This is a genomic window from Paenibacillus urinalis, from assembly GCF_028747985.1.
In the GTDB taxonomy this organism is placed as follows: Bacteria; Bacillota; Bacilli; order Paenibacillales; family Paenibacillaceae; genus Paenibacillus; species Paenibacillus urinalis.
Genome location: NZ_CP118108.1, coordinates 3,859,879 through 3,884,554, shown reverse-complemented (window position 1 = coordinate 3,884,554; position 24,676 = coordinate 3,859,879). Strand labels below are relative to the sequence as shown.

Here is a 24,676-nt window from a genome sequence, read left to right as displayed (position 1 = left end):
AAATACGAATAAGGTACAGCCCTGATAAAAGTGACAACCGCAAGGTTGTTATTTTTTTCTTTAGACGCGTAATTCGCATAAGTCCCAAATCTTAATCAGAACAGGGGGAGCGCATATGCTGAACGGTAAAAAAATTGTGCTCGGTGTTTCAGGAGGGATTGCAGCTTATAAGGCCGCTGCGCTGACAAGTAAGCTCGTCCAGAAGGGAGCAGAGGTACACGTCATCATGACGGCATCCGCCAAGGAGTTCATTACAGAGCTGACCCTTCAGTCATTATCACGAAATCCGGTATATACAGATACCTTTGATGAACGTGATGCATCCGTTGTCTCACATATAAACCTAGCGGATACAGCAGATCTGGTCCTTGTTGCACCCGCAACAGCGAATGTGATTGCCAAGATGGCTCATGGACTTGCAGATGATATGCTGACAACGACATTGCTGGCAACGACAGCGCCGGTAATGGTCGCGCCTGCCATGAATGTACACATGTATGAGCATCCTGCCGTGATCCATAACATGAATACGTTATATTCACGTGGTGTGCATTTTATCGAGCCGGGTGTAGGACAGCTTGCCTGTGGGTATGTCGGAAAAGGACGGCTCGAAGAGCCTGAGACCATTGTGGATGTAATCGAGCGTTTTTTTGGTGAGGAAGAAGCAGGCAAGCCCCTCTTAGGCAAAAAAATGGTAGTTACTGCAGGCGGTACCATTGAACGAATTGACCCAGTTAGATACATTACCAATGATTCCTCGGGTAAGATGGGAGTTGCTTTTGCCAAAACAGCTAAGGACATGGGCGCAGAGGTCACGTTAATTGCAGCTAATATACAGGTCAAGTACCCAGAAGGAATAACCGTCGTTCCAGTTCAGTCTGCAGATGATATGCATCAGGCAGTATTTGAGCGTTTGGAACAGAGCGATATCGTTGTTAAGGCAGCTGCGGTTGCTGACTATCGTCCGATGGAGGCGGCGAAGCAGAAGATTAAGAAGAGCGGCGAGACGCTCACACTGGAGCTCGTCAAGACGGTTGACATTCTTGAAGCACTGGGAAAAGCCAAAACACATCAATTCTTAATCGGGTTTGCGGCGGAAACCAATGACCTGGAGCTGCATGCAGCATCTAAGCTCGAACGTAAAAATGCGGATCTGATCGTTGCTAATGATGTCACTCAAGAGGGTGTTGGATTCGGGACAGATACGAATGCAGTTAAGATTTTTGACAAGCAGGGCTTGGTCAAGGAAATACCTGTGACGGCCAAAGAAGAAGTAGCACGGCAAGTACTGCTGATTGCAGCCTCCCGAATGGATGGGAGGAAGTGAGCTTGTGAATATAGCAAAAGTGATAGTAGACGTGCCTGCCAAAGACGTGGACCGCACTTTTGATTACTTGATTCCGGAATCGCTTAAGGGCTGGGTAGAGGTAGGAAGTCGTGTCGGGGTGCCTTTTGGACATCGAACGGTTCAGGGCTTTGTCGTCGGGCTGGAAGAGGCAGTAAACACAGATTTTAAGCTGAAGCCAATTGCCGAACTCTTGGACCTGGTTTCACCCCTGTCGCCAGATCTGGTGGAGCTTGGAAGATGGATGAGCAGGCATTACGCCTGCAGTGCGATAATGGCCTTACAGGTCATGATTCCGACTGCGCTGAAGGGCAAATCCAAGCGTTATGTTTCTGTTTCGGAAGGGTTTGAATCATTAGAGGAGCAGACCGTGCAAGAATCTCAGGCTTCGAGCGACGGCCCTGTATTATTTGCTATGCCGGATTCACCGGAGAATGTGTCCATCCAGGATGAAATCATCCGATATGTACGGAGCAAGGAACAAGTGACACTTGATCATCTAAGTGATCGGTATCCGGATCATTCTAAGGAAATCAAGCGTTTAATTCGCAGCGGCATTCTGCATGAGGAACAGATGATCAAGGACAAGCTGCAGAAGAAGATGCTGAAGGCGGTCCATCTTGCTGTAAGTGAGCAAGAGGCTGAAGATGCGCTAGCTGACTTCCCGGCTAAAGGGAAACGGCAGAAAGAGGTTTTGTCTTTTTTGCTCGAAGCAAAGGAGCTTCTTCCCATGCCGCTTAAAGACGTGCTGTCTGCACTTCAAGTATCTGCCGCCACAGTGAAAGGGCTTGAAGACAAGGGCTTAATCTCGATCTCTGAAGTGGAAGTGTTCCGCGATCCATACCGTGGACGTGATTTCAAGCCAACTGAGCCGCTTCCTCTCACATTGGAACAGCAGGCCGTCTATGACCGGATTGCAAGACAGTTAGATGAACGTGAGCAGGGTGTATTTCTGCTGCATGGTGTAACAGGCAGCGGTAAGACGGAAGTATATCTGCAAGCCATTCAGCGCTGTATTAAGCAGAATCGCCAGGCGATTGTACTGGTTCCTGAGATTTCACTTACACCGCAGATGGTTGAAAGATTCAAGGGGCGTTTTGGTGACCAGGTTGCCGTCATGCACAGCAGGTTATCGGGCGGAGAGCGATATGATGAATGGCGCAAAATCCGTGAGGGTAAGGTCAAGGTGGCGATCGGTGCCCGATCTGCTGTGTTTGCTCCCTTCGATCAGCTGGGACTGATCATCATTGATGAAGAGCATGAGACCTCCTATAAGCAGGAGGAGACGCCGAAATATCATGCAAGAGATGTAGCGGTGGAACGCTCCAAGCAGCATGGAGCAGCCGTTATTTTAGGCTCGGCCACGCCCTCGCTTGAGAGCTACTATGCTGCCAGGTCTCAAGCTAGTGATGAATTTGCTCCGGTTCTCATGGAGATGAACTATCGTGCCTTGGGCAATGAGCTTCCAAAGGTACGGATCATTGACATGAGGGAGGAGCTGAAAGACGGGAATCGGTCGATGTTCAGCAGAGCTCTGCACCAAGGAATTGCCGAGCGGATTGAACGCGGAGAGCAGACGGTGCTTCTCTTGAATCGCCGGGGTTACTCAACCTTTGTGATGTGCCGCAGCTGCGGCTATGTGGCGAGCTGTCCAGAGTGCGATATTTCTCTTACGTATCACCAGCGAAGCAACAATTTGAGATGTCACTACTGCGGTTATGCGGAAACGGCTCCCCAGATTTGTCCGGATTGCGGCAGCGAGCATATCCGATATTTTGGCACGGGGACTCAGCGCGTAGAGGAAGAGCTGGCGAAGCTGTTTCCTGGCGTGAGGGTCATTCGGATGGATGTGGACACCACGACTGAAAAAGGCTCCCACGAGAAGCTGCTCAAAGCTTTTCGCGAGAAGAAGGCAGATATATTGCTTGGAACACAGATGGTGGCCAAAGGGCTTGATTTTCCGGATGTGACGCTGGTGGGTGTGATCACCGCAGATTCAGCGCTGAATCTGCCTGACTTTAGAGCGGCTGAGAAAACATTTCAGCTGCTGACTCAGGTTGCAGGCCGTGCGGGCCGTCATCAGCTGCCAGGAGAGGTGTTCGTACAATCCTACACACCGGATCATTATTCCATAGTGCATGCAGGAAGCCATGATTATCTCTCATTTATCAAGGATGAACTGGGTCACAGGCGTGCTCTGCAGTATCCGCCGTACTGCCGGCTGATCCTGGTGACGTTCTCTCATGAGCAGCTTCCTGTTCTTGTAAGGGCAGCGGAGAATTACACGAGACTTCTCAAGGAGCAGGCGCAGAAGATGGGGCTGCTCGGCAGTCTGGATCGGTTTAGTTCTGATGCATTTGATGTGCTGGGTCCGGTTGCCTCGCCCATGCCGCGATTAAAAAATAGATACAGGTTTCAATGTATGATAAAATGGCGTGGGGAAATTGATGCCATCGGCCTTGTGAAAAATATGGCGAGGAAGATGGAACAGGATTTTCAGGGTAAGGATTTGCTTATAAGCCTTGATGTCGATCCACAGATGCTGATGTAGTGATGTAGTTCAGGATCGGGATTTTAGACCATATAATTTAACATGACGCAGGATGATTCAATCCTGAAATGATTACGTTCATAGGAAGGTGTTTAGCAGCATGTCAATTCGATTGATTGTAAAAGAACCGGATGAGGTATTGCACAAGGTAGCCAAGGAAGTAACGAAGATCACACCTAATGTCCAAAAATTGCTCGATGATATGGCGGAGACAATGTATGATGCGGATGGTGTAGGTCTTGCTGCACCGCAGGTCGGCATCTTGAAGCGGCTGATCGTAGTCGATGTTGGCGATGATCACGGTTTGATCAAAATGATCAACCCTGAGATTGTAAGCTCGGAAGGAGAGCAATTTGGACCGGAGGGCTGTCTGAGCATTCCAGGCTACAACGGAGATGTCCGCAGAGCTGAAACGGTAACAGTAAAGGGTCTTGACCGCGATGGCAAAGAATTTACGGTTACGGGCAGTGGTTTGTTCGCGAGAGCGTTCCAGCATGAGATCGATCATCTCAATGGTGTTTTGTTTACAGATCTCGCAGAAAAAGTGTATGAAATCGGAGCTGAACCGAATCGCGGTAAATAAGGAGGTATGGAAATGAACATCGTTTTTATGGGAACACCGGCCTTTGCTGTGCCTTCACTTGAGAGATTGCTTGAGGAAGGATACAACATCAGCCTTGTAGTGACTCAGCCGGATAAACCTCAAGGACGAAAAAAGGTTCTGACACCGCCTCCGGTCAAAGAAGCTGCGCTGAAGCACGGTATTCCCGTGTTTCAGCCGGCAAGGCTTCGTAATGAAGAATCTGTAGCAGAGCTTGCCAAATGGAAGCCGGATCTCATTGTTACTGCTGCCTTTGGACAAATCTTGCCGAAATCCGTGCTCGATATGCCTCAGTACGGATGTGTTAACGTTCATGGATCGTTACTGCCGAAATATCGGGGAGGTGCACCGATCCAGCGTTCGATCATGAATGGTGAGAAGGTTACGGGAGTAACGCTGATGTACATGGCTGAAGGTCTAGATACCGGTGATATGATCTCTAGGGTAGAGGTCGCAATTGAGGATGAGGATACTTCAGGTACGATGTTTGAGAAGCTCAGCCTTGCTGGAGCAGAGCTGCTGATGCGCGAGATGCCCAATCTGACTAAGGGAAAAGTGCAGGCCACTCCTCAGAAGGAGGATGAGGCAACTTATGCGAAGAACCTATCCCGAGAGGATGAGAAGATCGACTGGTCTCGTCAATCACGTCAAATTTATGACCAGGTACGGGGGCTTACTCCATACTCTGGAGGATTTACATTATGGGACGAGCAGGTATTCAAAGTCTGGGGCACTATCAATCCTTCCAAGCTACCAGAGCCTTACCTTCAAGCATCAAATGCCAGCAAGAATGCAGAGCCCGGAACGGTGCTTGGGATGTCCAAGCTTGGCATTGAAGTGAAGACAGGCGACGGCTCTCTGTGGCTGTCAGAGGTGCAGCCTGCCGGGAAGAAGGCGATGGCTGCCGGTGATTTTGCCCGCGGCGGATCGCTCACAGCAGGGACGGTGCTGAAGTGAAGTCAGGAGACAACAATAATCCGCGTCTTGGCAATACATCCAATAAGGGTAGAGGGAAGAGCGGTGCTCAGTCGGCAGCTTCTAGTAAGCGCAAGGTATCCAGCAGAGAAGCGGCGCTTCAAGTCTTGGCTGCGGTTGAACAGGAAGGAGCCTACAGCAATCTGCTTCTGAATCAAGTGCTGAAACAGGCAAATCTCACCCCTGCTGATACGGGACTAGCCACGGAGCTGGTATATGGCACCATTGCTCGTCAAAAGACATTGGATTACTATCTTGAATCCTATGTAGCCAAAGGACTTGCCAAGCTTCAGCCCTGGGTTCGCAGTCTGCTTCGGCTGAGTCTGTATCAAATTCTATATTTGGACCGCGTGCCGGATCATGCGGCGGTAAGTGAAGCGGTAAATATCGCCAAGCGCAAAGGCCATCAGGGTATATCCGGAATGGTGAACGGTGTGCTGCGCAACATTCTGAGAAACCGGGACAAGCTGACGATTCCAGAAGATCTTCCTGCCGCAGAACGCATCGCACTGATGCACTCCCATCCTGAATGGCTTGTGCAGCGCTGGATTGAACAATACGGAGAGCAGGAAGCTGAAGCGATGTGCAGGGCTAACAACGAGGCACCTCCGGTCAGTGTAAGGGTGAATACGACCATGATCTCGAGAAATAAGCTAATTCAAGAGATGCAGGAGGAAGGACTTGTCGTGGAGCCTTCTCTTCTCAGTGATGATGGGATTATCGTCAAGAGTGGGGGGAATATGGCTCTTACCGACTGGTATAAGGAAGGGATGCTCTCTGTACAGGATGAGAGCTCCATGCTTGTGGCCGGAGCGGTGGATCCGAAGCCAGGCATGACCGTTCTGGACTGCTGCGCTGCACCCGGAGGCAAGACCTCGCATATGGGTGAGAAGATGGAAGATCAAGGCCGTATTATTGCTAATGACATTCATCCTCACAAAGTAGAGCTTATTCATAGACAAGCGGAAAGGCTGGGGCTCGCCAGTATTGAGACCGTCTGCCATGATGCGCTTGATCTGGCTTCCAACTACAAGGAAGCTTCGTTTGACCGCATATTGCTCGATGCACCTTGCTCTGGATTTGGGGTTATTCGCAGAAAGCCGGACCTTAGGTGGACCAAATCCCCAGAGGATGTTGAAGCCATCAGTGCGCTGCAATATGAGCTGCTAAGCCGTGTATCCAAGCTGTTGAAGCCTGGAGGAACGCTTGTGTACAGTACTTGTACGACAGAGCATGCTGAGAATGGCGGTGTCGTAGAACGATTCTTGAAGGAGAACGATCAATTTGCCCCTGCAGGTCATCTGTCGCTGAGAGAAGAGCTGCGGCACTCTGCCATATTGGATGAGTACGGAATTCAAATTCTGCCTCACCAGTTTCATAGCGACGGATTTTACATTGCAAGATTGACAAGGGTAGAAACATCGTAAAAAAGTGGATCAATAACAAGACTGCCGCCAGTAACCGTCAGGTATTGGCGGCTTTTTGCAGTTGCCGGCATAAAGACCTGCATAGATGAATACTGAATTATGTGCTAAAATGGGTAGAATGAGAAATAATATGTCTATAGATCAATTGGAAAGAACAGGTGTGAATGAAATGACAAAGCCTTTTATATATGATTACACGCTCGAAGAGTTAGAGCAGTGGGCAGTCGAGAATGGGGAGCCGAAGTTTCGTGCTGCTCAAATCTACGATTGGGTTTATGTAAAGAGAGTGAATGATTTTTCAGAAATGACAAATCTCTCGAAAGCTTTACGCGAGAAGCTTGATGATCAGTTTCAATTCGTGACGCTTTCGGAAATTACGAAGTTTGAGTCCAAGGACGGTACTGTAAAGTTTCTGTTCGGACTGCATGATGACCACGCAATTGAGACGGTCATTATGAAGCATAACTATGGCAACAGTGTATGTGTGACGACACAGGTCGGCTGCAGAGTCGGCTGTACTTTTTGCGCCTCTACACTGGGCGGTTTGAAGCGGAACCTGACTGCTGGTGAGATTATTGCTCAAGTCGTGCGCTCCCAGCAAATACTGGATGAACGCAATGAACGTGTGAGCAGTATCGTAATTATGGGTACGGGTGAGCCATTTGAGAACTACGATGAGACGATGAAGTTCCTTAGAACGATGATTCACGAGAAAGGTCTGAATATTGGTCAGCGTCATATCACAGTGTCGACAAGCGGTATTGTTCCAAATATTTATAAATTTGCTGATGAGGACACCCAGATTAACCTGGCTATCTCCATCCATGCACCGAATGATAAGCTGCGTTCGAAGCTGATGCCTGTTAACCGCCGGTTCCCATTTGATGATGTAATGGAGTCCCTTCGCTATTACCAAGGCAAAACAGGACGACGTATTACATTCGAATATGCCTTGATCGGCGGCGTTAACGATCAGCCGGAGCATGCCGAAGAGCTTGCGGGTGTTCTGAAGGACATGCTGTGCCATGTCAATCTGATCCCGGTAAACTATGTGCCGGAGCGTAAATATATCAGAACGGCTCGCAAGGATATATTCCAGTTCCAGCGTATCCTCGCTGATCATGGAGTTAATGTAACAATCCGCAGAGAGCAGGGTCATGATATCGCAGCCGCTTGTGGTCAGCTGCGTGCGAAGCATATGGAGAAGCACAAGGAAGCTTGAGGTGAGGATATGACTGTGATGAATACAGTGCATGTGAGTCACGTAGGACGAGTTCGTTCGGTAAATGAAGATTCCGCCTGGATAAGGCATCTGGATCAGGGATATATATTAGGTATTGTCGCAGACGGTATGGGCGGACATCTTGCCGGGGATACAGCAAGCAGACTGGCTGTAGAAACGGTATCCGATGACCTCTCGGTGCTTGAGCCCGGTTTGTCAGAGGCATCGCTGAGTGCTGCGCTGAGCGATGCCATTCTGCACGCGAATGAAGTCATCTATCGTACAGCGGCTGGGGATGAGAAGCTGCACAACATGGGAACAACCGTCGTTGCGCTCCTTATGAGTAATGCTTCCGGCATTATTGGCCATATTGGCGACAGCCGTGCTTACAAAATAACAGGCGATAAGGTCGTCCAATTGACAGATGATCATACATTAGTTAATGAGCTGTACAAGAATGGTCAGATCAGTGAAGAAGAGACGCATGTACATCCGCTCAAAAATGTCGTTACCCGAGCGCTTGGAACGGATGAGGATGTGTCTGTGGATCTGTACCCTGTCATTCTGGAAGCCGGGGATGTAATTATGCTCTGCAGTGATGGCTTAAGCAACCTGGTCAGCAGTGTGCAGATGGCAACCGTGATCGGGCAATCGGATCTGCCTTTGTCTGAACGGGCAGACAGGCTGCTGCAGCTCGCACTCCTGGCCGGAGGGGACGATAATATTACGGTTGCTTTATTTGAAATGCCAGCGGGCCCTTTAAGTGTTGTTGAAGAGGGGGTTGAATCATGATCGGACATCAGCTGAGCGGACGTTATGAAGTGATTGAGCGCGTCGGCGGAGGCGGAATGGCCCTGGTATACAAAGCGCACGATATTTTGCTCGGACGTAATGTTGCTATCAAGGTGCTTCGTCAGCAATTCGTTCATGATGACGAGTTTATTCGTCGGTTTAGACGAGAAGCCCAATCGGCTGCATCCTTGTCTCATCCGAATGTAGTTAGTATCTATGATGTAGGTCAGGAAGAAGACATCCATTACATAGTGATGGAGTATATCGAAGGTCAGAACCTGAATGAAATTATAAAAGAACGTGCACCGCTTCAAGTCGATGAAGCTGTCAGAATTGCTGCACAGATTGCGGATGCACTGGATCATGCCCATCATAATCAAATTATTCACCGCGATATCAAGCCGCATAATATTTTGATTGGCAAAAATGGAAGGGTCAAAGTTACAGATTTCGGAATCGCTCGTGCAGTGACCTCGACGACGATTACGCAGACCGGCTCAGTCGTCGGCTCAGTGCATTATTTTTCTCCCGAGCACGCCAAGGGTGTTGTAACAGGTGAGAAATCCGACTTGTACTCACTTGGTATTGTTATCTATCAAATGCTGACCGGACAGCTTCCGTTTCTTGGAGAGAGTCCGATCAGTGTAGCGCTGAAGCATCTGCAGGAGGAATTCGAGGAGCCGAGTGCTGTTAATCCGCTGATTCCACAGAGTGTTGAGAATATTATTCTTAAATCAATGCGCAAAAATCCGAATGAGCGTTATCAGTCAGCGCTTGAAATGTTGACCGATCTGGAGACCTGTTTGCTGCCGGATCGCCTGAATGAGGAGAAGCTTGTATTCGATGATGAGTTCGATACAGATCAGACCCGTATCATTCCTGCGATCAAGCCGGAACCACGCGGGCCATCCTATACGGATGCACCTGAAATGGCTCCAGACGAAGCAGTGACAGACGGCAAATCCAAGAAGAAAAAATCCAAGAAGCGGGCAGCGTTTTGGGTCTCGTTGACACTGTTCATCCTGATTGCACTAGCCGGTGTTGTCTGGTATGTCGAGAGTGCGCTTGTTGTGCCTGAAGTAACCGTGCCCAGCGTTATTGATAAGACCGAGGAAGAAGCCAGAGCCTTGCTTGCTGAGCAAGGGATAGAGGTTAATCAGGTTCTCCAGGAATATAAAGAAGGTGTCGATCCGGGAATTGTCTACGAGCAGAGCAGGCCTGAAGGAGCTGTCGTGAAGAAAGGTTCGCTAATTGACCTTACTGTAAGTGTGGAGAAGCCGAAGGAAACCATGCCTGGGCTTACAGGTCGAAATTATGAAGATGCAGTTCAGGAATTGCTGGCACTTGGCATGAGTGAAGATCGAATCAAGAAAACGGAGGAATTCAGTGAAGAGTCCGTTAATGAAGTGATTGGACAATCGGTTACCGAAGGCCAGCCTTTTGACCCGGAGGTAGATACCATCACCCTGAGGGTAAGTAAAGGCCAGGAAATGGTCGAAATGCCTGATCTGATCAATAAAACTCGCGCAGAGGCAGAAGAGTTGATTCGAAAGAATAAACTGACTGTTGCACCGGTTAAAGAAGAGCCAAGCTTTGAAGTGGAGAAAGGCAGGGTTACCCAGCAATGGCCTTATGATGCTGGGGCTGCAGTTGTTCCGGGTGAAGAAATTACGATCTATGTAAGCACGGGGTATTCACCAGAGACGATCGAGTACAATTATCATATTTCGGTAGCTCCTCATGAAGAAGGCAAGAACAGCAAGATCCGTATCACGTTCACCGATGCCAGAGGAGAGAACCAAGAGCATGGTACGGAGACGATCAAGAAGACAGAAACGCTGACCGTACCGCTAGTTCTGGCTCCGAACAAGGATGGAGTGGTATCCGTTTATCGTGATGGACAGCTGATGGATACATTTGAAGTGAGATATTTTGATGCGAAGAACGGAACGGTTACCACACCGGAGATTGGACCAGCTGTTACTCCTGACAACAATTCGGGAGATGGTGAAGAAGGGTCGGGTCCGGATGAAGAGCCGAACCCAGAGGATCCGGGTAACGAGAGCAATGAAGGTAATAATGGCAATAATGGTAATGGTAATGATGAGGGCAATGAAAACAACGATAACAACGGCAATAACAGCAATGGCCGTGGAGACAATCAGAATGAAGATGAAGACGGTGAAGAGTGACCTGGCTACTGAAATTCAGCTGCATTCCTCATTCTAGGCGCCTTAGGGGCGCCTGTTCTTCATTAAGAATCAGAATTCAATTTTTTTCAAACCTAAAAGGGCGGTGAATTATGCTGGAGGGAGTTATTATCAAAGCGTTAAGCGGATATTATTACGTTAAACCTGCTCCAGGTCGCGGAACACCGGATACGAATGTATCTGCTGTTCAATGCAGAGCTAGAGGCGTTTTTAAGAAAAGAGGGATTACTCCTCTTGTAGGTGACTATGTAAAATATACGCTTACCGAAAACGGGGAAGGAACGGTTGAAGAAATTCTGCCGAGAGATACCGAGCTGATCCGCCCTCCTGTGGCCAATGCGCATCTCGCCGTATTGGTATTCTCGCTCAAGGAACCGGATATGAATGTTCAGCTGCTGGACAAGTTCCTGGTTCATATTGAACAGGCGGGTCTTCAAGCAGTGATCTGCCTTACAAAAATGGACCTTGCTGACGAATCTGATGATCGTTATGCGCAGCTTGTCCGTCTGTACGAGTCTATAGGGTATGAAGTCATCATTACCAGCTCTCGTCAAGGCACAGGAATGGATCGCTTGAAGCAGCGGCTGGCTGGAGAGATCAGCGTCTTCTCAGGTCAATCAGGTGTGGGCAAGTCCTCGCTTCTGAATGCACTGCTTCCAGGGCTGGAGCTTGAAACAGGTATTATAAGCATGAAGCTGGGCAGAGGTAAGCATACAACCCGGCACGTAGAGCTCATTCCACTGGATAATGGCGGGTTTGTTTCAGATACACCAGGCTTCAGTCAACTGGATTTTCTGGAGATTGGCGTAGAGGAGCTGAGCGATTGCTTCAGAGAATTCCGTGAATATGCCGGCGGCTGCAAATTTCGCGGCTGTACCCATACGCATGAGCCAGGCTGTCAAGTGATCAGAGCCAAGGAAGAAGGCGACATTGCCGAGAGCAGATACACACACTATGTGCAGTTCTTGGAGGAAATGAAAGATAAGAAACGGAGGTACTAAACATGTCAGTATTAATCGCACCATCTATCCTGTCCTCAGATTTCGCCCGTCTGGGCGCAGAAGTAGCCGAAGCAGAGGCTTCCGGCGCAGATTGGATCCATGTTGATGTCATGGATGGGCATTTCGTTCCGAACATTACGCTGGGAGCACCCATCGTACAGTCCCTCAAGCCGCATACCAGCTTGCTGCTGGATGTCCACTTGATGATTGAGAATCCTGAGAACTACATAGCCGACTTCGTTAAGGCAGGCGCAGGAATGATTACAGTTCATGCCGAGGCTTGTGTCCATCTGCACAGAGTCATTCATTTGATCAAAGAGCACGGCATCCTGGCTGGGGTAGCTATTAATCCAGGAACACCTGCCAGCGCGATCAGCGAAGTGCTCGGAGATGTTGATATGGTGCTTGTGATGACAGTCAATCCTGGCTTTGGGGGACAAGCCTTCATTCCGAGAACGATCCAGAAGATCAGACAAATCCGGAATGAGCTTAACGAATTGGGCCGTTCAAACGTTCATATTGAAGTAGATGGAGGCATTACGAAGGAGACAGCGCCTTTAGTCGTGGATGCAGGTGCTGACGTCCTCGTTGCAGGCAGCGCGGTGTTTGGCCGTACAGACCGTGCAGAGGCCATTAGAGAAATCCGGCATAGTATTGGGGGATAACGAACCAATGACACTTAAAGAAGCGCTATGGACTTCGCTTGCCAGTATGGTTACAGGAATACTGCTGGGCTCATTCACACTGCTGCCCTCTCCAATTAATGCAGTGGTATCCTTACTCGGTATTATCCTTGTTATATGGTTCTTTAAAAAGTTTGATAAAAAGTCAGTGAGAATATCATTTATCATATTCACTGTGCTTTATTTCATCCTTTTTATCTTCATTTTATCTGCTTATATTTTTATGACCAATCCTCCAGAAGGATTAAGTTAGTCTTAGTGGTATAGGCTGAACACATGCTGCATAAACATGGTTACATGAGCGCGATTCTCATGTAGCCTTTTTTTCGTTTGCATCGTTGCAGTTAGGGATAAGCGGAGTAGAAGGAAAGGCTTCTGGCACGATAAAAGGTGGAGCGCATGAGGATGATGGGAGGGTGAACTATGAAATTTTACACATTTAAGCTTCCAAAGTTTTTGGGGGGTTTTGTAAAAGCGATCCTTAACACGTTCCAGAAAAGCTAACAGGTTCAAAAAGGGGTTTCCATAGCGTCTAGTAACGTAAAAAAGGCTGCAGTTGAAGGATCGCAGGCGAACATACGGGTATGAAAAAAGCACCTATGTCATATAATGGCAAGGTGCTTTTTGCTTTGTATTCAAAATCAACTATACGCGAGTAACTTTACCGGCTTTCAGAGCACGAGTGCTAACATAAACGCGTTTTGGTTTACCGTCCACCAGAATGCGGACTTTTTGAACGTTTACGCCCCAGGAACGGCGGTTACGGTTGTTAGCGTGAGACACGTGGTTACCGCTACCAGGTTTCTTACCTGTCACATAACATTTGCGAGACATAGATTACACCTCCTATTCTGAAAGTAACCGTTATCCGCAAGGTCAATGGTTGTAATCAATCCAATATACCTGCATAAAACAATACTCAAATATAATATCATATAGGAAAAAGCTTAGTCAATAAAAACAAAAACTTTATTTATTTCTATACTTGATTATAGTACAATGATGTATAGTCCATAATACTGCGGAAGAAAGCCGCTGCCCGTCTGATGACGGGAACAACGGATGTTAAGTGCATGCTTAGTCTTTAGTACTGGTAGTGTACTTATGCATCATGCTAGGAAGGGGAATTCTCACTTGAGTAAACGTTCTTTAAATGGAACAGATTTTAACGCAATGGTGTTGGCCGGTGCGGATCAATTGCAGAAGCATGCTGAACACGTCAATTCCCTTAATGTATTTCCTGTCCCAGACGGTGATACAGGAACGAATATGAATTTGACGATGAGTGCCGGTGTGGCCGAATTAAAAAGAAACAGTGCAAGCTCCATTGGCAGCTGTGCAGGTATTTTATCGAAAGGCCTGCTTATGGGCGCACGCGGAAACTCCGGCGTTATTCTATCGCAGTTGTTCCGGGGCTTTAGCCGTTACGCTGCCCCATATGAGGAGCTGAATACTCTTCAGTTTGCTGCTGCTCTGCAAAGCGGTGTGGATACAGCTTACAAGGCAGTAGTTAAACCCGTAGAAGGTACGATTCTTACTGTCGCAAAGGAAGCTGCGAAGCATGCCGGTTATTATGCGAGACGGACCAATGACATTACGGAACTCATGAGCGAAGTGCTTAAAAAAGCAAACGAAACTCTTGCCTTGACCCCTGAGATGCTGCCTGTACTTAAGCAGGTTGGTGTTGTAGATTCAGGTGGTAAAGGTCTTGTATATATTTATGAAGGCTTTATGGAGTACCTGCTGAACACAGAGGGGAAAACCGTTTCTACACCAGTGAAGGAAGCGACTCCAGCGCCTGTAATGCCGCCTGCTGCACCGAAGACTCCGATTTCTCCTGAAATGCCGATTTCGGCACAAGCAAGACTTGAGACAGAGGATATTGAATTCTTGTATGATATGGAATTTTTTATCAATCGGCAGCTCGGAGATGCAGGCGGAACAAATTTTGATGAGGAAGATTTCAGGAAAGCGCTGTCAGTAAATGGAGATTCGATTATTATCATTTCTGATGATGAAGTCATCAAGGTTCATGTCCATTCGAAGCAGCCTGGAGACGTGCTGAATCTGGCACTTCGCTATGGCGAAATTACCCAGATCCATATTCTGAACATGCGTGAGCAGCATCGTGATCTGCTGACTGCCGGAATGGATATCGCGCCAGCACCTGAATTGTTTGCAGATATTCCGCCTGAACAAGAGGCAGCACCTGAGCCGTCGATTCCTCCAGCGGATGAGCTTGCCCCATTTGGTTTTATCTCGGTTGCATCCGGTGAGGGAATATCTGAAGTGTTCAAGAGTCTCGGGATAGATATTGTATTGTCCGGTGGACAAACGATGAATCCGAGTACAGAGGATTTTGTAAAGGCGATTCATTCCATTGATGCGAAGCACGTCTTTATCCTTCCAAACAACTCGAACATTGTGCTGGCGGCCAAGCAGGCCCGAGATCTGCTGGAAGGCGAGCGTGAGGTAACTGTTGTTCCGAGCAAGACAATTCCGCAAGGGATTTCAGCTGCATTCGCGTTCCAGGAGGATGAAAGTGCAGAAGTAAACGAGTCGAATATGCTTGAAGCCATTGCCCATGTCCGTTCGGGACAAGTGACTTATGCAGTGAGAGATACTACATTTGATGATCTTGAGATTACAGCTGGCCATTTCATCGGGATTCATGACTCCAAGATTGTGGCTACCGAAGAAGGACTTCTGGATACATGCGAGCAACTGCTTCGTAAGATGATTGTAAGCGGTGATGAAGTTATCACAATCCTTGCAGGTGAAGAAGCGAAAGAGACGGAAACGGACCGCCTCGCGTCATGGCTTGCTGCTGAATATCCTAATGCGGAAGTGGAAGTGCATCAGGGAGGACAGCCTGTCTACTCTTATCTGTTCGCTGTAGAAGCCTGAAATTAGATAAGGAGGCCAGCGCTTCATGAGCAAAGTATTTATTGTGACGGATAGTACTGCTGATATTCCAGATCAGGTGGTGGATCAGTACGGAATTAAGATCGTACCCCTGCGTGTCGTGTTTAGTGAACAGGAGTCCTATCTCGACGGAATTGAACTGAGTGCATCCAAGTTCTATGAGAAGCTTGGGGAAGTTAAGGCTCTGCCAACGACTTCCCAGCCATCTCCGATTGAATTTATGAATGTATACAAGGAACTGAATGAGGCCCATCCGGGCTGTCAGATCGTTTCTATACATTTATCTTCAGGAATGAGCGGTACGTACCAGTCCGCTGTGCTTGGCAAATCCATGCTTGAAGACGAGAGTGACGCGGATATTACCGTCATTGACTCGAAGTCGGCCAGCTATGGATACGGGCTGCTTGTGGTGCATGCTGCCCGGCTTGCCTCTGAAGGGAAGAACGCGGCGGAGATAACTGAAGCGGTCCTTACGCTTCATAAGGAACGCAAGCTCTATTTTCTAGTTGATACACTGGAATATTTGCAAAAAGGCGGACGTATTGGCAAAGCCTCTGCGATTCTTGGTACACTGCTGAACATTAAGCCAGTCCTCTCTATTGATGAAGAAGGCGTGATTTATGCCGTTGAGAAGGTAAGAGGGCAGAAGAAGGCAATGGAACGCATCGTCCAAATGTTCGAGAGTGATTTTGCCGGGAAACGAATCAATATAGCTGTCGGTCATACCGGCAATCCGTCATCGGCAGAAACCTTCGTGGAGCTGATGAAGACACGGTTTGAGCTGAACGAGGTGGTGTATCCGAACATCGGCGCGGTCATTGGAAGTCATGTCGGTTTCGGGACTATCGCGATCTTTGTGTGGCCGGCTTAAGATATGAGGGATGCTTTATGTTGTTAGAAGAAACATCGGTGAAGCAGGTCAGCGGCGTGAGTGCTCTTAAGGAAGGAGAGCTTCACGCCTTTGGCATTTATACGATCAAGGATTTGCTTGAATATTTTCCTTTTCGTTATGAGGATTACCGTCTCAAATCACTGACTGAGGTGAAGGACGGGGACCGGGTGACGGTTCAAGCCAAAATTATGGGTGTGCCTGTACTTCAACGATATGGTAAGAAATCAAGATTGACCTGCAGAATGATGGCAGAGGATTTTATGTTTACGGCGACTTGGTTTAACCGGCATTTCTTGAAGGACCAGCTGACGCCGAACCGGGAGATTACGCTTACCGGCAAATGGGATCAAAAGCGGATGCAAATGACGGTATCGGAGTCAGAATTCCCTGATAAGGGGGCCGTGCGCTCGGGCTCCGTTCAGCCTGTCTATTCTGTGGGGGGGAAGATTACGCAGAACTGGATGCGCAAGACGATTAACCAGGCGCTGCTTCAGTATGGAGAGATCGTGCCTGAACTGCTTCCGGAGGAGCTGCTGAGGAAGTACAAGCTGATGCCCCGGAAAAAGGCGATTGCCCTGATTCATCAGCCAGGTGATCCTCAGCTGGGACAAGAAGCTCGTCGTCGCATGGTGTTTGAGGAGCTTTTTTTGTTTCAGTTAAAGATGCAGGCTTTTCGGGCCATCAATCGTGGGAAAACGGACGGAGTCGTACATACCGCTTCCAATGCAACGATCCGCGAGTTTGTGCGCAGCCTGCCTTTTGAGCTGACAGATGCCCAGAAGAGGGTAGAGCTTGAAATTTTGCAGGACATGCGCTCCCCTCACTGTATGAACCGGCTGCTTCAAGGGGATGTGGGCTCAGGCAAAACTGTCATTGCTGCTATTGCACTGTATGCGGCTGTTCGTTCCGGATTCCAGGGTGCCTTGATGGTGCCGACCGAAATTTTGGCAGAGCAGCATATGCGCTCCCTGGAGAAGCTGTTCACTCCATTTGGGATCGAGGTTGCTCTGCTGACAGGTAGTACACCAGGGAAGAAGCGAAAAGAAATTCTGTCTGGACTGCAAATGGGAATGATTGATGTTGTCGTTGGCACCCATGCCTTGATTCAGGAGGATGTGTACTTCAGAAATATCGGACTTGTCGTTACAGATGAGCAGCACCGGTTTGGTGTCAATCAGCGAAGTGTTCTCAGACGTAAAGGCTATAACCCGGATGTGCTGACCATGACGGCAACCCCGATTCCGCGAACGCTGGCTATTACGGCGTTTGGGGATATTGATGTCTCTACCATTTCCGAGCGGCCGAAGGGCCGGATTCCGATCTCGACGTATTGGGTCAAGCATGACATGATGGATCGGGTCATCGGCTTTATTACCCGGGAGCTGGATCTGGGACGCCAGGCATATCTGATCTGCCCGCTTATTGAGGAATCGGACAAGCTGGATGTTCAGAATGCCATAGATTTGCATGTGGCTATGCAGCAGGCGCTTCCCCAATACAGGGTGGGTCTTCTGCACGGCCGGATGACTCCATCCGAGAAAGACGAAGCGATGAAGCTGTTTTATGAAAATGAAACACAGCTGCTGGTATCCACGACGGTTGTGGAAGTTGGCGTCGATGTTCCGAATGCCACATTGATGATCATTATGGATGCAGAGCGCTTCGGCTTATCCCAGCTGCACCAGCTTCGTGGGCGGGTCGGTCGGGGCGCCCATGCCTCCTATTGTATTCTGATTGCCGATCCGAAATCGGAGGTAGGCCAAGAACGAATGAAGGTCATGACCGAGACGGAGGACGGTTTTGAAGTGTCCAGACGTGACCTGGATCTTCGTGGTCCGGGTGACTTTTTCGGTACGAAGCAAAGCGGGCTGCCCGATTTCAAGCTGGCAGATATGGTCAGTGATTTTGAAGTGCTTGAAATGGCCAGAGATGATGCAACCTCGCTTGTTGGTAATGAGGCGTTCTGGACTTCGCCAGCCTATGCACCGCTGCGCGATTATTTACAGCGGGAGCAGATCTTCCAGGGCGAAGTAATGGATTAGCATAAAAAATAAGGTCAAGTGGACGAGCTGCCCCGGCATATAGTAGTGGAGGACTACGATATAGGCGGGGAGGTGCGATGTTCTGTTGAGCTATCAAAAATATGGGATTAGTCCACAGCTGGTGGAACGGGTGAAGACCAAAATGAAGAACCCGGTGATGAAGGAAAAAGTTAAAGTGCTGATTGACGGCGTGACCAAGGCCGATTTGCAAAATAGTGCGAAAGTCAGACGGTTGGTCAAATCATCTGCAGCCATTCTGAATGAAAAATTTACTTCCGCAGATGAAGATAAGCTCGTTAAATTCGTAATTGATCAAAAAATTGATCCGAACAATACCCTGCATCTCATCAAGCTGTGGGGAATGTTTCGTTAAAAGTAAGGGACCTCGCGATGTCTGCGAGGTCCCTTGCTTATTGAGAGTATAACGAAACGAACGATTTTTATTATTAATTACCTGGTTCTATAGTGCTGGTCCTACGCCAAAGGATGTGTTAATTCAACACTGTCATTCGCGACCCGATTCACGGCACGTGATACGGGATAAGCCTCCATCTCTTCCTCCGGATAAGGACGCAGAAGCGGAAGGAGCTCTTCTGGCTGCTGCACGGTGCGATCCAGCCACAGCTGCTCCTTGCCAGGAGAGAGAATGACCGGCATCCGATCATGTATACGGCTCATAAGCGTATTTGGGCTTGTGGTCAGAATCGTACAGGTGCTGACACGCTGCCCTTCAGGATCCATCCATGTATCATACAGCCCGGCAAAGCTGAACAAGCCCGTCCGGGGGATGATGCGATAAGGTGTTTTGGTTCCATCCTCCTCTTTCAGCCACTCGTAAAAGCCATCGGCGGGAATAAGGCATCGCTTGCGAAGAAACGATTCCCGAAATGCAGGCTTATCCAGCACGGTTTCACTGCGCGCATTAATCATTCGGCTCCCTATGCTGAGGTCCTTGGCCCAATGAGGAACGAGTCCCCATCTCAGTGTTCCGGCACGTCGCTGTGATCCATCATGAATGACAGCCATAATTTGCTGTGTCGGCGCAATATTATAATGAGGCCTGTAATCAATATAATCCGGAATCTCCTCCAGCATATAGCGGAGCATCAATTCTTCAAGTGATATTCCAAGCGTAAATCGTCCGCACATTCATGAAGCCCTCCTCTATTTTCAAGCAGCCAGCGCTGTCTATCCATCGTCCCTATCTCCTGGTCAAAGGGTCTTAGGTATCCACTGACTAGGCATCCTGACTAAGGGATTACGAATAAAGTATAACGCATTTAACGGCCAGAGCGAACTTCGATAATATGCCGCATTCGAATGTCATGAAGCGTACCTTCTTCATCCTGAAGGCGGATTGAGCGTGAAGCCTGATCGAATTTGACCACGATGCCGCTCATCAGTATATCTTCCCACTCGTCAAACAGGACAAGGGTTATCTCTGTATACAGCATAAGAGACTCAGCAAGCAAACGCGACATTTCTTCAGCTGCTTGAGAATCCAGCTGAGGGCGAGCCTTGGGTGCGAGTCTTTGCTGATGCGTAACATAGGCCTCCCGGTGCTCAGGAAGCATCATACGTGAGGATTCAAACAATCCATTGCGTTCTAACTTTTTACTCATCGGTAATGACCTCCAATTTTACGAGAACGATCATGTGCCTGCCCGGCCTTTTGCAGAGAGGAAGCACGCATAATAGCGGTGTCTCCAAATCTTCGTTTAATCTCATCAGTTGCCTTCTCCAGCTCCCGCTTCTGTTCACGCTCATCAAACCATGTCAGCTGATATTCTGTATCAGGTACAAGGTCGGTTAGTGATACGCCGATCCGCCGTACAGGCTCACCATCCCAGTGACGCAGGAAGAGCGTCTTGGCTGCTTCATAGACCTCATCGGTAATGTGAGTAGGCTCTTCAATCTTCATCTGGCGGGAGAAGCCGGTCGGTTTATCAAAATCGATGCCCCGGCAGCCTACAGATACAACACTTCCCATGAGACTTTTCTCCCGGGAACGTCTGGCTACAAGCTCACATAGTTCGAGCAGCACAACCTGAATTTCTGACCAGGTCGTATAGTCTCTTGGCAGCGTCATTTGATGTCCGATACCTTTTTGCTGCTGGTGGAAGGTGCTGGGCATGACGGGCGATTGATCCACGCCGTTTGCAATGCGCCACAGCACCTCTCCGTTAACTCCCCAGCGGTCACGGAGTCTCGGCAGCGGGGTTCGGGCTAAATCGCCGATCGTATGAATCCCCATCTTGTAAAAATGGCGTGACATCCGAGAGCCGACCATAAACATGTCCCGAATGGGCATCGGCCACAGCGTATCTGCAATTTGTTCTTTGGGAAGAACATAGATGCCGTTTTTATTTTTTTTGGCAAAAAGATCACAGGCCATCTTGCTCACAACCTTAGTATCGCTGATGCCTAGTCGTACATATACGCCGGTTTCCTGCATGATCTGCTGCTGAATACGGAGAGCAATGTCCTCAGGACTGCCGAACAAGCCGAGGCTGCCGGTAACATCAAGGAACTGCTCATCAATACTATAGGGCTCAACGAGATCGGTATAGGACTGGAGAATATCCGTAATATGGAGAGAGACACGAATATATTCTGACATCCGGGGCCGAACCACCACAACATCCGGACATTTCGCAAGCGCATCGGACAGGCGTTCTGCCGTTGTAATTCCGTAGGACTTCGCAATAGGGCAGGCAGCCAGTATAATGCCGGAACGCCGGGCAGGGTCACCTGCTACGACAAGCGGCCGGTTTGCATACTCGGGATGGGCCGATTTCTCCACGCTCGCATAAAAGGATTGGCAGTCTGCCAGCATAATAACGCGTTTCATTCGTTCCATAACGCAGGCCTCCTCTCCATTTGGGATTAAATTGAACCAAGGAACGTCACGGTTATAGCAGAGTTGAGATTAAACGGAACACATGTTCTTATTTTAATAGGATAACGGAGAAATATACATACAGCAACCGGAATTTTTTTGAAAACGTATGAAAGTTCAAAAGTTTGTCAAAAAGAACAGCGAATTAGGAAAATAGACTTGGATTTTTACATAACATGTCAGTTATTTGAGACCTTTGAGTTATGAAAAGGCATACAAAAATGGGAATGTAAATTAATATTAAATACGACCCAGGCCTATACAGGACTCACGTCCTTTTTTGCTAAAAACGAAAAAAATCGAAAATGCTGTTATATCAAGCTTTTTCGCTATTTTGTTATCGGACTATTGTATCAATTTTGTAATAACTATGGGTAAAAATGTAAAAACATAAGTAACTTTGGGTAGGGATATGCGTTAAACTATAGGAGGACAGCGCAAACCGATTCCTGAAATCACTCTTTTGCAGTAGTGAGATGGAGCCGATCGGCGTAGTAACCACAGGCGTTCAGAGGATTCTTCACTGCGGACAGCAAAGGGGCAGGGCTCATAAATAGGCTGGGACATAGGCTGGGGTGCAGGTAGAGAGGGAAGTACAAGGAGGAAAAGGCAAGGTCTTAGGCAGACAGCAAGCAAAATGGGCAATAGTATCCATCTCCATCTTTCCTTCCATTAGCCTAGTTACAAAAGTGAAACCATGACGATATAGTTATTTATGAACCGTGCAGGTGTCACGGGCTGGATTTAAGAGAAACGCATTCGAGCGCTTATCTTAAAAAGTAAGCAAAAAATTTTAAGGCAGTTGAACGATCAGCATGAGATTCATGTTTTGATACGGAGAAATCAACATTTTAGAGAGATGGAGCGAAACAAAAGCCATGAGCAAACGAAAAAGAAAACGTCTTGCCCTATGGATTTTGGCAGGCGTCCTGCTAATCGGCGGGGGAGGAGGGCTTGGCTATTTTCTGCTTAAACCAGCTCAGCTCACCTATGCTGCTGAAGATGGGACGAGCATGAAATTCCGGACGGAGGGCGATCGTTTCCTGCAGTACACCCAAGAGGGCGTGTGGGAGGAGATGTTCGTCAAGGGAGTTAATCTGGGCTCTACCAAGCCGGGGTACTATCCGGGGGAATTTCCGCTGGACAAAGAGGACTACTTAAAGTGGTTCGAACAGATTGAGGAAATGGGTGCAAACGTCATTCGTGTGTATACCGTTCATCAGCCTGTATTTTATTCCGCACTTGTTGAATACAACAGGGGGAAAGAGCATCCGCTATATTTCATCCAAGGCATTTGGTCACCTGAGGAACAGCTTATCGAGCAGCAGGATGCATTTGCGGAAGGCATTCAGGAGAAGTTCAAGTCAGAGATTGAGAAGGCCGTTGCAGCAGTATACGGTGATGCCGATATCCCTCCAGTACAAGGAGAGTCGAGCGGAAAGTATACGGCCAATGTTGGACAATATTTGATGGCATGGCATTTAGGCACCGAGTGGGACCCGCATATGGTGGATAACACCAATAAGCAGTATAAGGATCATCCTCGTTATGTCGGGAATTATTTTGCCGGTACAGAGGATGCAACGCCGTTTGAGAACTGGCTTGCGGAGCTGCTTGATCATGTAGCGAGCGAAGAACAGCAATATGGCTGGGAGCATCCGATGACCTTTACGAACTGGGTGACAACCGACGTGCTTTCTCATCCAGGTGAGCCGCTGTTCGAAGAGGATCTGGTTAGTGTGGATGCCAGACACATTGAGCCGCTGGATTGGCAGGGTGGATATTTTGCAGCATACCATGTGTACCCGTACTACCCTGATTTCTTCCGTACCGATGAAACACTTCAGACCATTAAGGATGACAATGGGGAGTACAACACCTACAAAGCCTACTTGCAAAAGCTTAAATCCGAGTATACCGATATGCCTGTAATGATTACAGAATACGGTGTTCCGGCTTCCTTGGGAATATCCCACTATGGATTAGGCGGAAAGGATCAGGGAGGACACAATGAGCAGGAGCAGGGCGAGATCAATGTATCCCTCACCAAGGACATATATGACGAAGGATATGCAGGAGCGATCCTCTTCATGTGGCAGGATGAATGGTTTAAGAAAACGTGGAATACGATGCCGCTTGAGATTCCTGCAGATCGAAGATCGTTCTGGCTGAACGTGCTGACAAACGAGAAGATGTTTGGCGTGCTCGCAATGGAAGCCGGGAAGCAGAATCAGTTATTTATGGATGGAAGCCTCGACGATTGGAGCTCACTTGCCGAAGGAGAGGTCAAGCAGTGGCAGGGAAAGGTTGAGGGCATCGAAAGCATGAAGATGACTCATGATGAAGCTTACGTATATATCGGAATTACGCTGGATGAGGCTTTTGATCCGGATAAGACAAAGCTCAGCATTGGAACAGACACATTAGCAGGAGGTAATCAGCCTGCTGAGGAGCTGCCTGGCAAAAAGATGGAAGGCGGAGATCTAGAAACGGTCATTACTGTCGGCAAGGATGAGGAATCAGCGGTTAACATCGCGAAAAGCTATGATTTCAATCAGCGGATGTACGGGCCTGAAGGATATTGGATGCTTGAGGAACAGCCGGCGGACACGCCTTCCTTTGTGCCATGGAAACTAGCCATCAGTCTGATGATGTCACCGCCGGATACCAAATTTGCTCATCCTTACATGGATGAAGTGATAGGTAAACTGAATAGAGGAAGCTCGGACCCTGCGTCCGAGGACTTTGATTCACTTACATTGTGGCAGTATGAAGGCCGAGAAATTGAACTGCGCATTCCGTGGATGCTGCTTGGGTTTGGTGATCCGAGCTCGCATCAGGTGATTGATTACAGTCCGGTAGGCGAGGAGCGTGCCTTCAAGACCGTTACTACAGAAGGAATAAGATTTATCCCTTGGCTTACAGAGAGAGAGACAGGGGCAGTATCCTGGCCGGGAGGCTCAGAGGAGAGTCTTGATCTGACGACGATGACTCCATACACATGGAATTCGTGGGAAGCTGTCCAGTACAGTGAGCGCCTCAAAGAGAGCTACTACTCGATGCAGAAGGCATTCATGGATATTACGGAGCAGGAACGATAAAGGAGGACAC

The 24,676-nt window shown here is 48.5% G+C and carries 21 protein-coding genes; 17 read left to right on the top strand and 4 right to left on the bottom strand.

What is annotated here, in order from left to right:
* Positions 1 to 115: 115 nt before the first annotated feature.
* The 12 genes from coaBC to spoVM all read left to right on the top strand — a co-directional run bounded on the left by coaBC (position 116) and on the right by spoVM (position 13,311).
* Positions 116 to 1,327, top strand: a complete 1,212-nt coding sequence (gene coaBC / locus PUW25_RS17955; RefSeq protein ID WP_047910957.1) for a bifunctional phosphopantothenoylcysteine decarboxylase/phosphopantothenate--cysteine ligase CoaBC — start codon at positions 116 to 118, stop codon at positions 1,325 to 1,327.
* Positions 1,314 to 3,896 (top strand): primosomal protein N', encoded by a 2,583-nt coding sequence (gene priA / locus PUW25_RS17950; protein ID WP_274337350.1) that lies wholly within the window; start codon positions 1,314 to 1,316, stop codon positions 3,894 to 3,896. The genes coaBC and priA overlap by 14 nt, the downstream gene beginning before the upstream one ends.
* 100 nt (positions 3,897 to 3,996) lie before the next feature.
* A complete protein-coding gene (def, locus tag PUW25_RS17945) occupies positions 3,997 to 4,479 on the top strand; it encodes a peptide deformylase (RefSeq protein ID WP_047910959.1) in 483 nt (160 codons plus the stop codon).
* Between the two features lie 12 nt (positions 4,480 to 4,491).
* Entirely contained in the window at positions 4,492 to 5,454 is a 963-nt protein-coding gene (gene fmt / locus PUW25_RS17940; RefSeq protein ID WP_047910960.1) for a methionyl-tRNA formyltransferase, read from the top strand.
* Positions 5,451 to 6,899: a 16S rRNA (cytosine(967)-C(5))-methyltransferase RsmB gene (gene rsmB / locus PUW25_RS17935; RefSeq protein ID WP_081872301.1), complete on the top strand. Its 1,449-nt coding sequence runs from the start codon at positions 5,451 to 5,453 to the stop codon at positions 6,897 to 6,899. The genes fmt and rsmB overlap by 4 nt, the downstream gene beginning before the upstream one ends.
* Before the next feature lie 169 nt (positions 6,900 to 7,068).
* Positions 7,069 to 8,121 carry a dual-specificity RNA methyltransferase RlmN gene (gene rlmN, locus PUW25_RS17930; RefSeq protein ID WP_047911230.1) on the top strand — a complete coding sequence of 351 codons (1,053 nt, stop codon included), beginning with the start codon at positions 7,069 to 7,071 and terminating at the stop codon, positions 8,119 to 8,121.
* 15 nt (positions 8,122 to 8,136) lie between these two features.
* Positions 8,137 to 8,913, top strand: coding sequence for a Stp1/IreP family PP2C-type Ser/Thr phosphatase (locus tag PUW25_RS17925; protein WP_047911231.1), 777 nt, complete (start codon positions 8,137 to 8,139; stop codon positions 8,911 to 8,913).
* Positions 8,910 to 11,105, top strand: a complete 2,196-nt coding sequence (gene pknB, locus PUW25_RS17920) for a Stk1 family PASTA domain-containing Ser/Thr kinase (protein WP_047910961.1) — start codon at positions 8,910 to 8,912, stop codon at positions 11,103 to 11,105. The genes PUW25_RS17925 and pknB overlap by 4 nt, the downstream gene beginning before the upstream one ends.
* Before the next feature lie 110 nt (positions 11,106 to 11,215).
* Entirely contained in the window at positions 11,216 to 12,124 is a 909-nt protein-coding gene (gene rsgA, locus PUW25_RS17915) for a ribosome small subunit-dependent GTPase A (protein WP_047910962.1), read from the top strand.
* Positions 12,125 to 12,126: 2 nt separating this feature from the next.
* Positions 12,127 to 12,789: a ribulose-phosphate 3-epimerase gene (gene rpe / locus PUW25_RS17910; protein ID WP_047910963.1), complete on the top strand. Its 663-nt coding sequence runs from the start codon at positions 12,127 to 12,129 to the stop codon at positions 12,787 to 12,789.
* A 7-nt stretch (positions 12,790 to 12,796) separates the two neighbouring features.
* On the top strand, positions 12,797 to 13,060 hold the full coding sequence (locus PUW25_RS17905) for a hypothetical protein (RefSeq protein WP_047910964.1): 264 nt from the start codon (positions 12,797 to 12,799) through the stop codon (positions 13,058 to 13,060).
* Positions 13,061 to 13,230: 170 nt separating this feature from the next.
* Entirely contained in the window at positions 13,231 to 13,311 is an 81-nt protein-coding gene (spoVM, locus tag PUW25_RS17900) for a stage V sporulation protein SpoVM (protein ID WP_006675261.1), read from the top strand.
* A gap of 141 nt (positions 13,312 to 13,452) precedes the next feature.
* Here spoVM and rpmB read toward each other — a convergent pair whose 3' ends face one another.
* Positions 13,453 to 13,641: a 50S ribosomal protein L28 gene (gene rpmB / locus PUW25_RS17895; protein ID WP_047910965.1), complete on the bottom strand. Its 189-nt coding sequence runs from the start codon at positions 13,639 to 13,641 to the stop codon at positions 13,453 to 13,455.
* Positions 13,642 to 13,941: 300 nt separating this feature from the next.
* Between rpmB and PUW25_RS17890 the strand changes: the two genes are divergently transcribed.
* From PUW25_RS17890 to PUW25_RS17875, 4 genes are all read left to right on the top strand, one after another.
* Entirely contained in the window at positions 13,942 to 15,714 is a 1,773-nt protein-coding gene (locus tag PUW25_RS17890; RefSeq protein WP_047910966.1) for a DAK2 domain-containing protein, read from the top strand.
* Between the two features lie 25 nt (positions 15,715 to 15,739).
* Positions 15,740 to 16,603 carry a DegV family protein gene (locus PUW25_RS17885; RefSeq protein WP_274338426.1) on the top strand — a complete coding sequence of 288 codons (864 nt, stop codon included), beginning with the start codon at positions 15,740 to 15,742 and terminating at the stop codon, positions 16,601 to 16,603.
* Positions 16,604 to 16,620: 17 nt separating this feature from the next.
* Positions 16,621 to 18,666 carry an ATP-dependent DNA helicase RecG gene (gene recG, locus PUW25_RS17880; RefSeq protein ID WP_047910968.1) on the top strand — a complete coding sequence of 682 codons (2,046 nt, stop codon included), beginning with the start codon at positions 16,621 to 16,623 and terminating at the stop codon, positions 18,664 to 18,666.
* 85 nt (positions 18,667 to 18,751) lie between these two features.
* Complete coding sequence (locus PUW25_RS17875) at positions 18,752 to 19,039, top strand: stage VI sporulation protein F (RefSeq protein ID WP_047910969.1); 288 nt, start codon at positions 18,752 to 18,754, stop codon at positions 19,037 to 19,039.
* Positions 19,040 to 19,140: 101 nt separating this feature from the next.
* Here PUW25_RS17875 and PUW25_RS17870 read toward each other — a convergent pair whose 3' ends face one another.
* The 3 genes from PUW25_RS17870 to PUW25_RS17860 all read right to left on the bottom strand — a co-directional run bounded on the left by PUW25_RS17870 (position 19,141) and on the right by PUW25_RS17860 (position 21,526).
* Positions 19,141 to 19,815 carry an SOS response-associated peptidase gene (locus tag PUW25_RS17870; RefSeq protein WP_047910970.1) on the bottom strand — a complete coding sequence of 225 codons (675 nt, stop codon included), beginning with the start codon at positions 19,813 to 19,815 and terminating at the stop codon, positions 19,141 to 19,143.
* Positions 19,816 to 19,946: 131 nt separating this feature from the next.
* On the bottom strand, positions 19,947 to 20,288 hold the full coding sequence (locus tag PUW25_RS17865) for a YolD-like family protein (RefSeq protein ID WP_047910971.1): 342 nt from the start codon (positions 20,286 to 20,288) through the stop codon (positions 19,947 to 19,949).
* Positions 20,285 to 21,526, bottom strand: coding sequence for a DNA polymerase IV (locus PUW25_RS17860; RefSeq protein WP_152557678.1), 1,242 nt, complete (start codon positions 21,524 to 21,526; stop codon positions 20,285 to 20,287). The genes PUW25_RS17865 and PUW25_RS17860 overlap by 4 nt, the downstream gene beginning before the upstream one ends.
* A 917-nt stretch (positions 21,527 to 22,443) precedes the next feature.
* On the opposite strand from PUW25_RS17860, the gene PUW25_RS17855 reads away from it, so the two are divergent.
* Entirely contained in the window at positions 22,444 to 24,666 is a 2,223-nt protein-coding gene (locus tag PUW25_RS17855; protein WP_047910972.1) for a hypothetical protein, read from the top strand.
* The last annotated feature ends 10 nt before the right edge of the window (positions 24,667 to 24,676 follow it).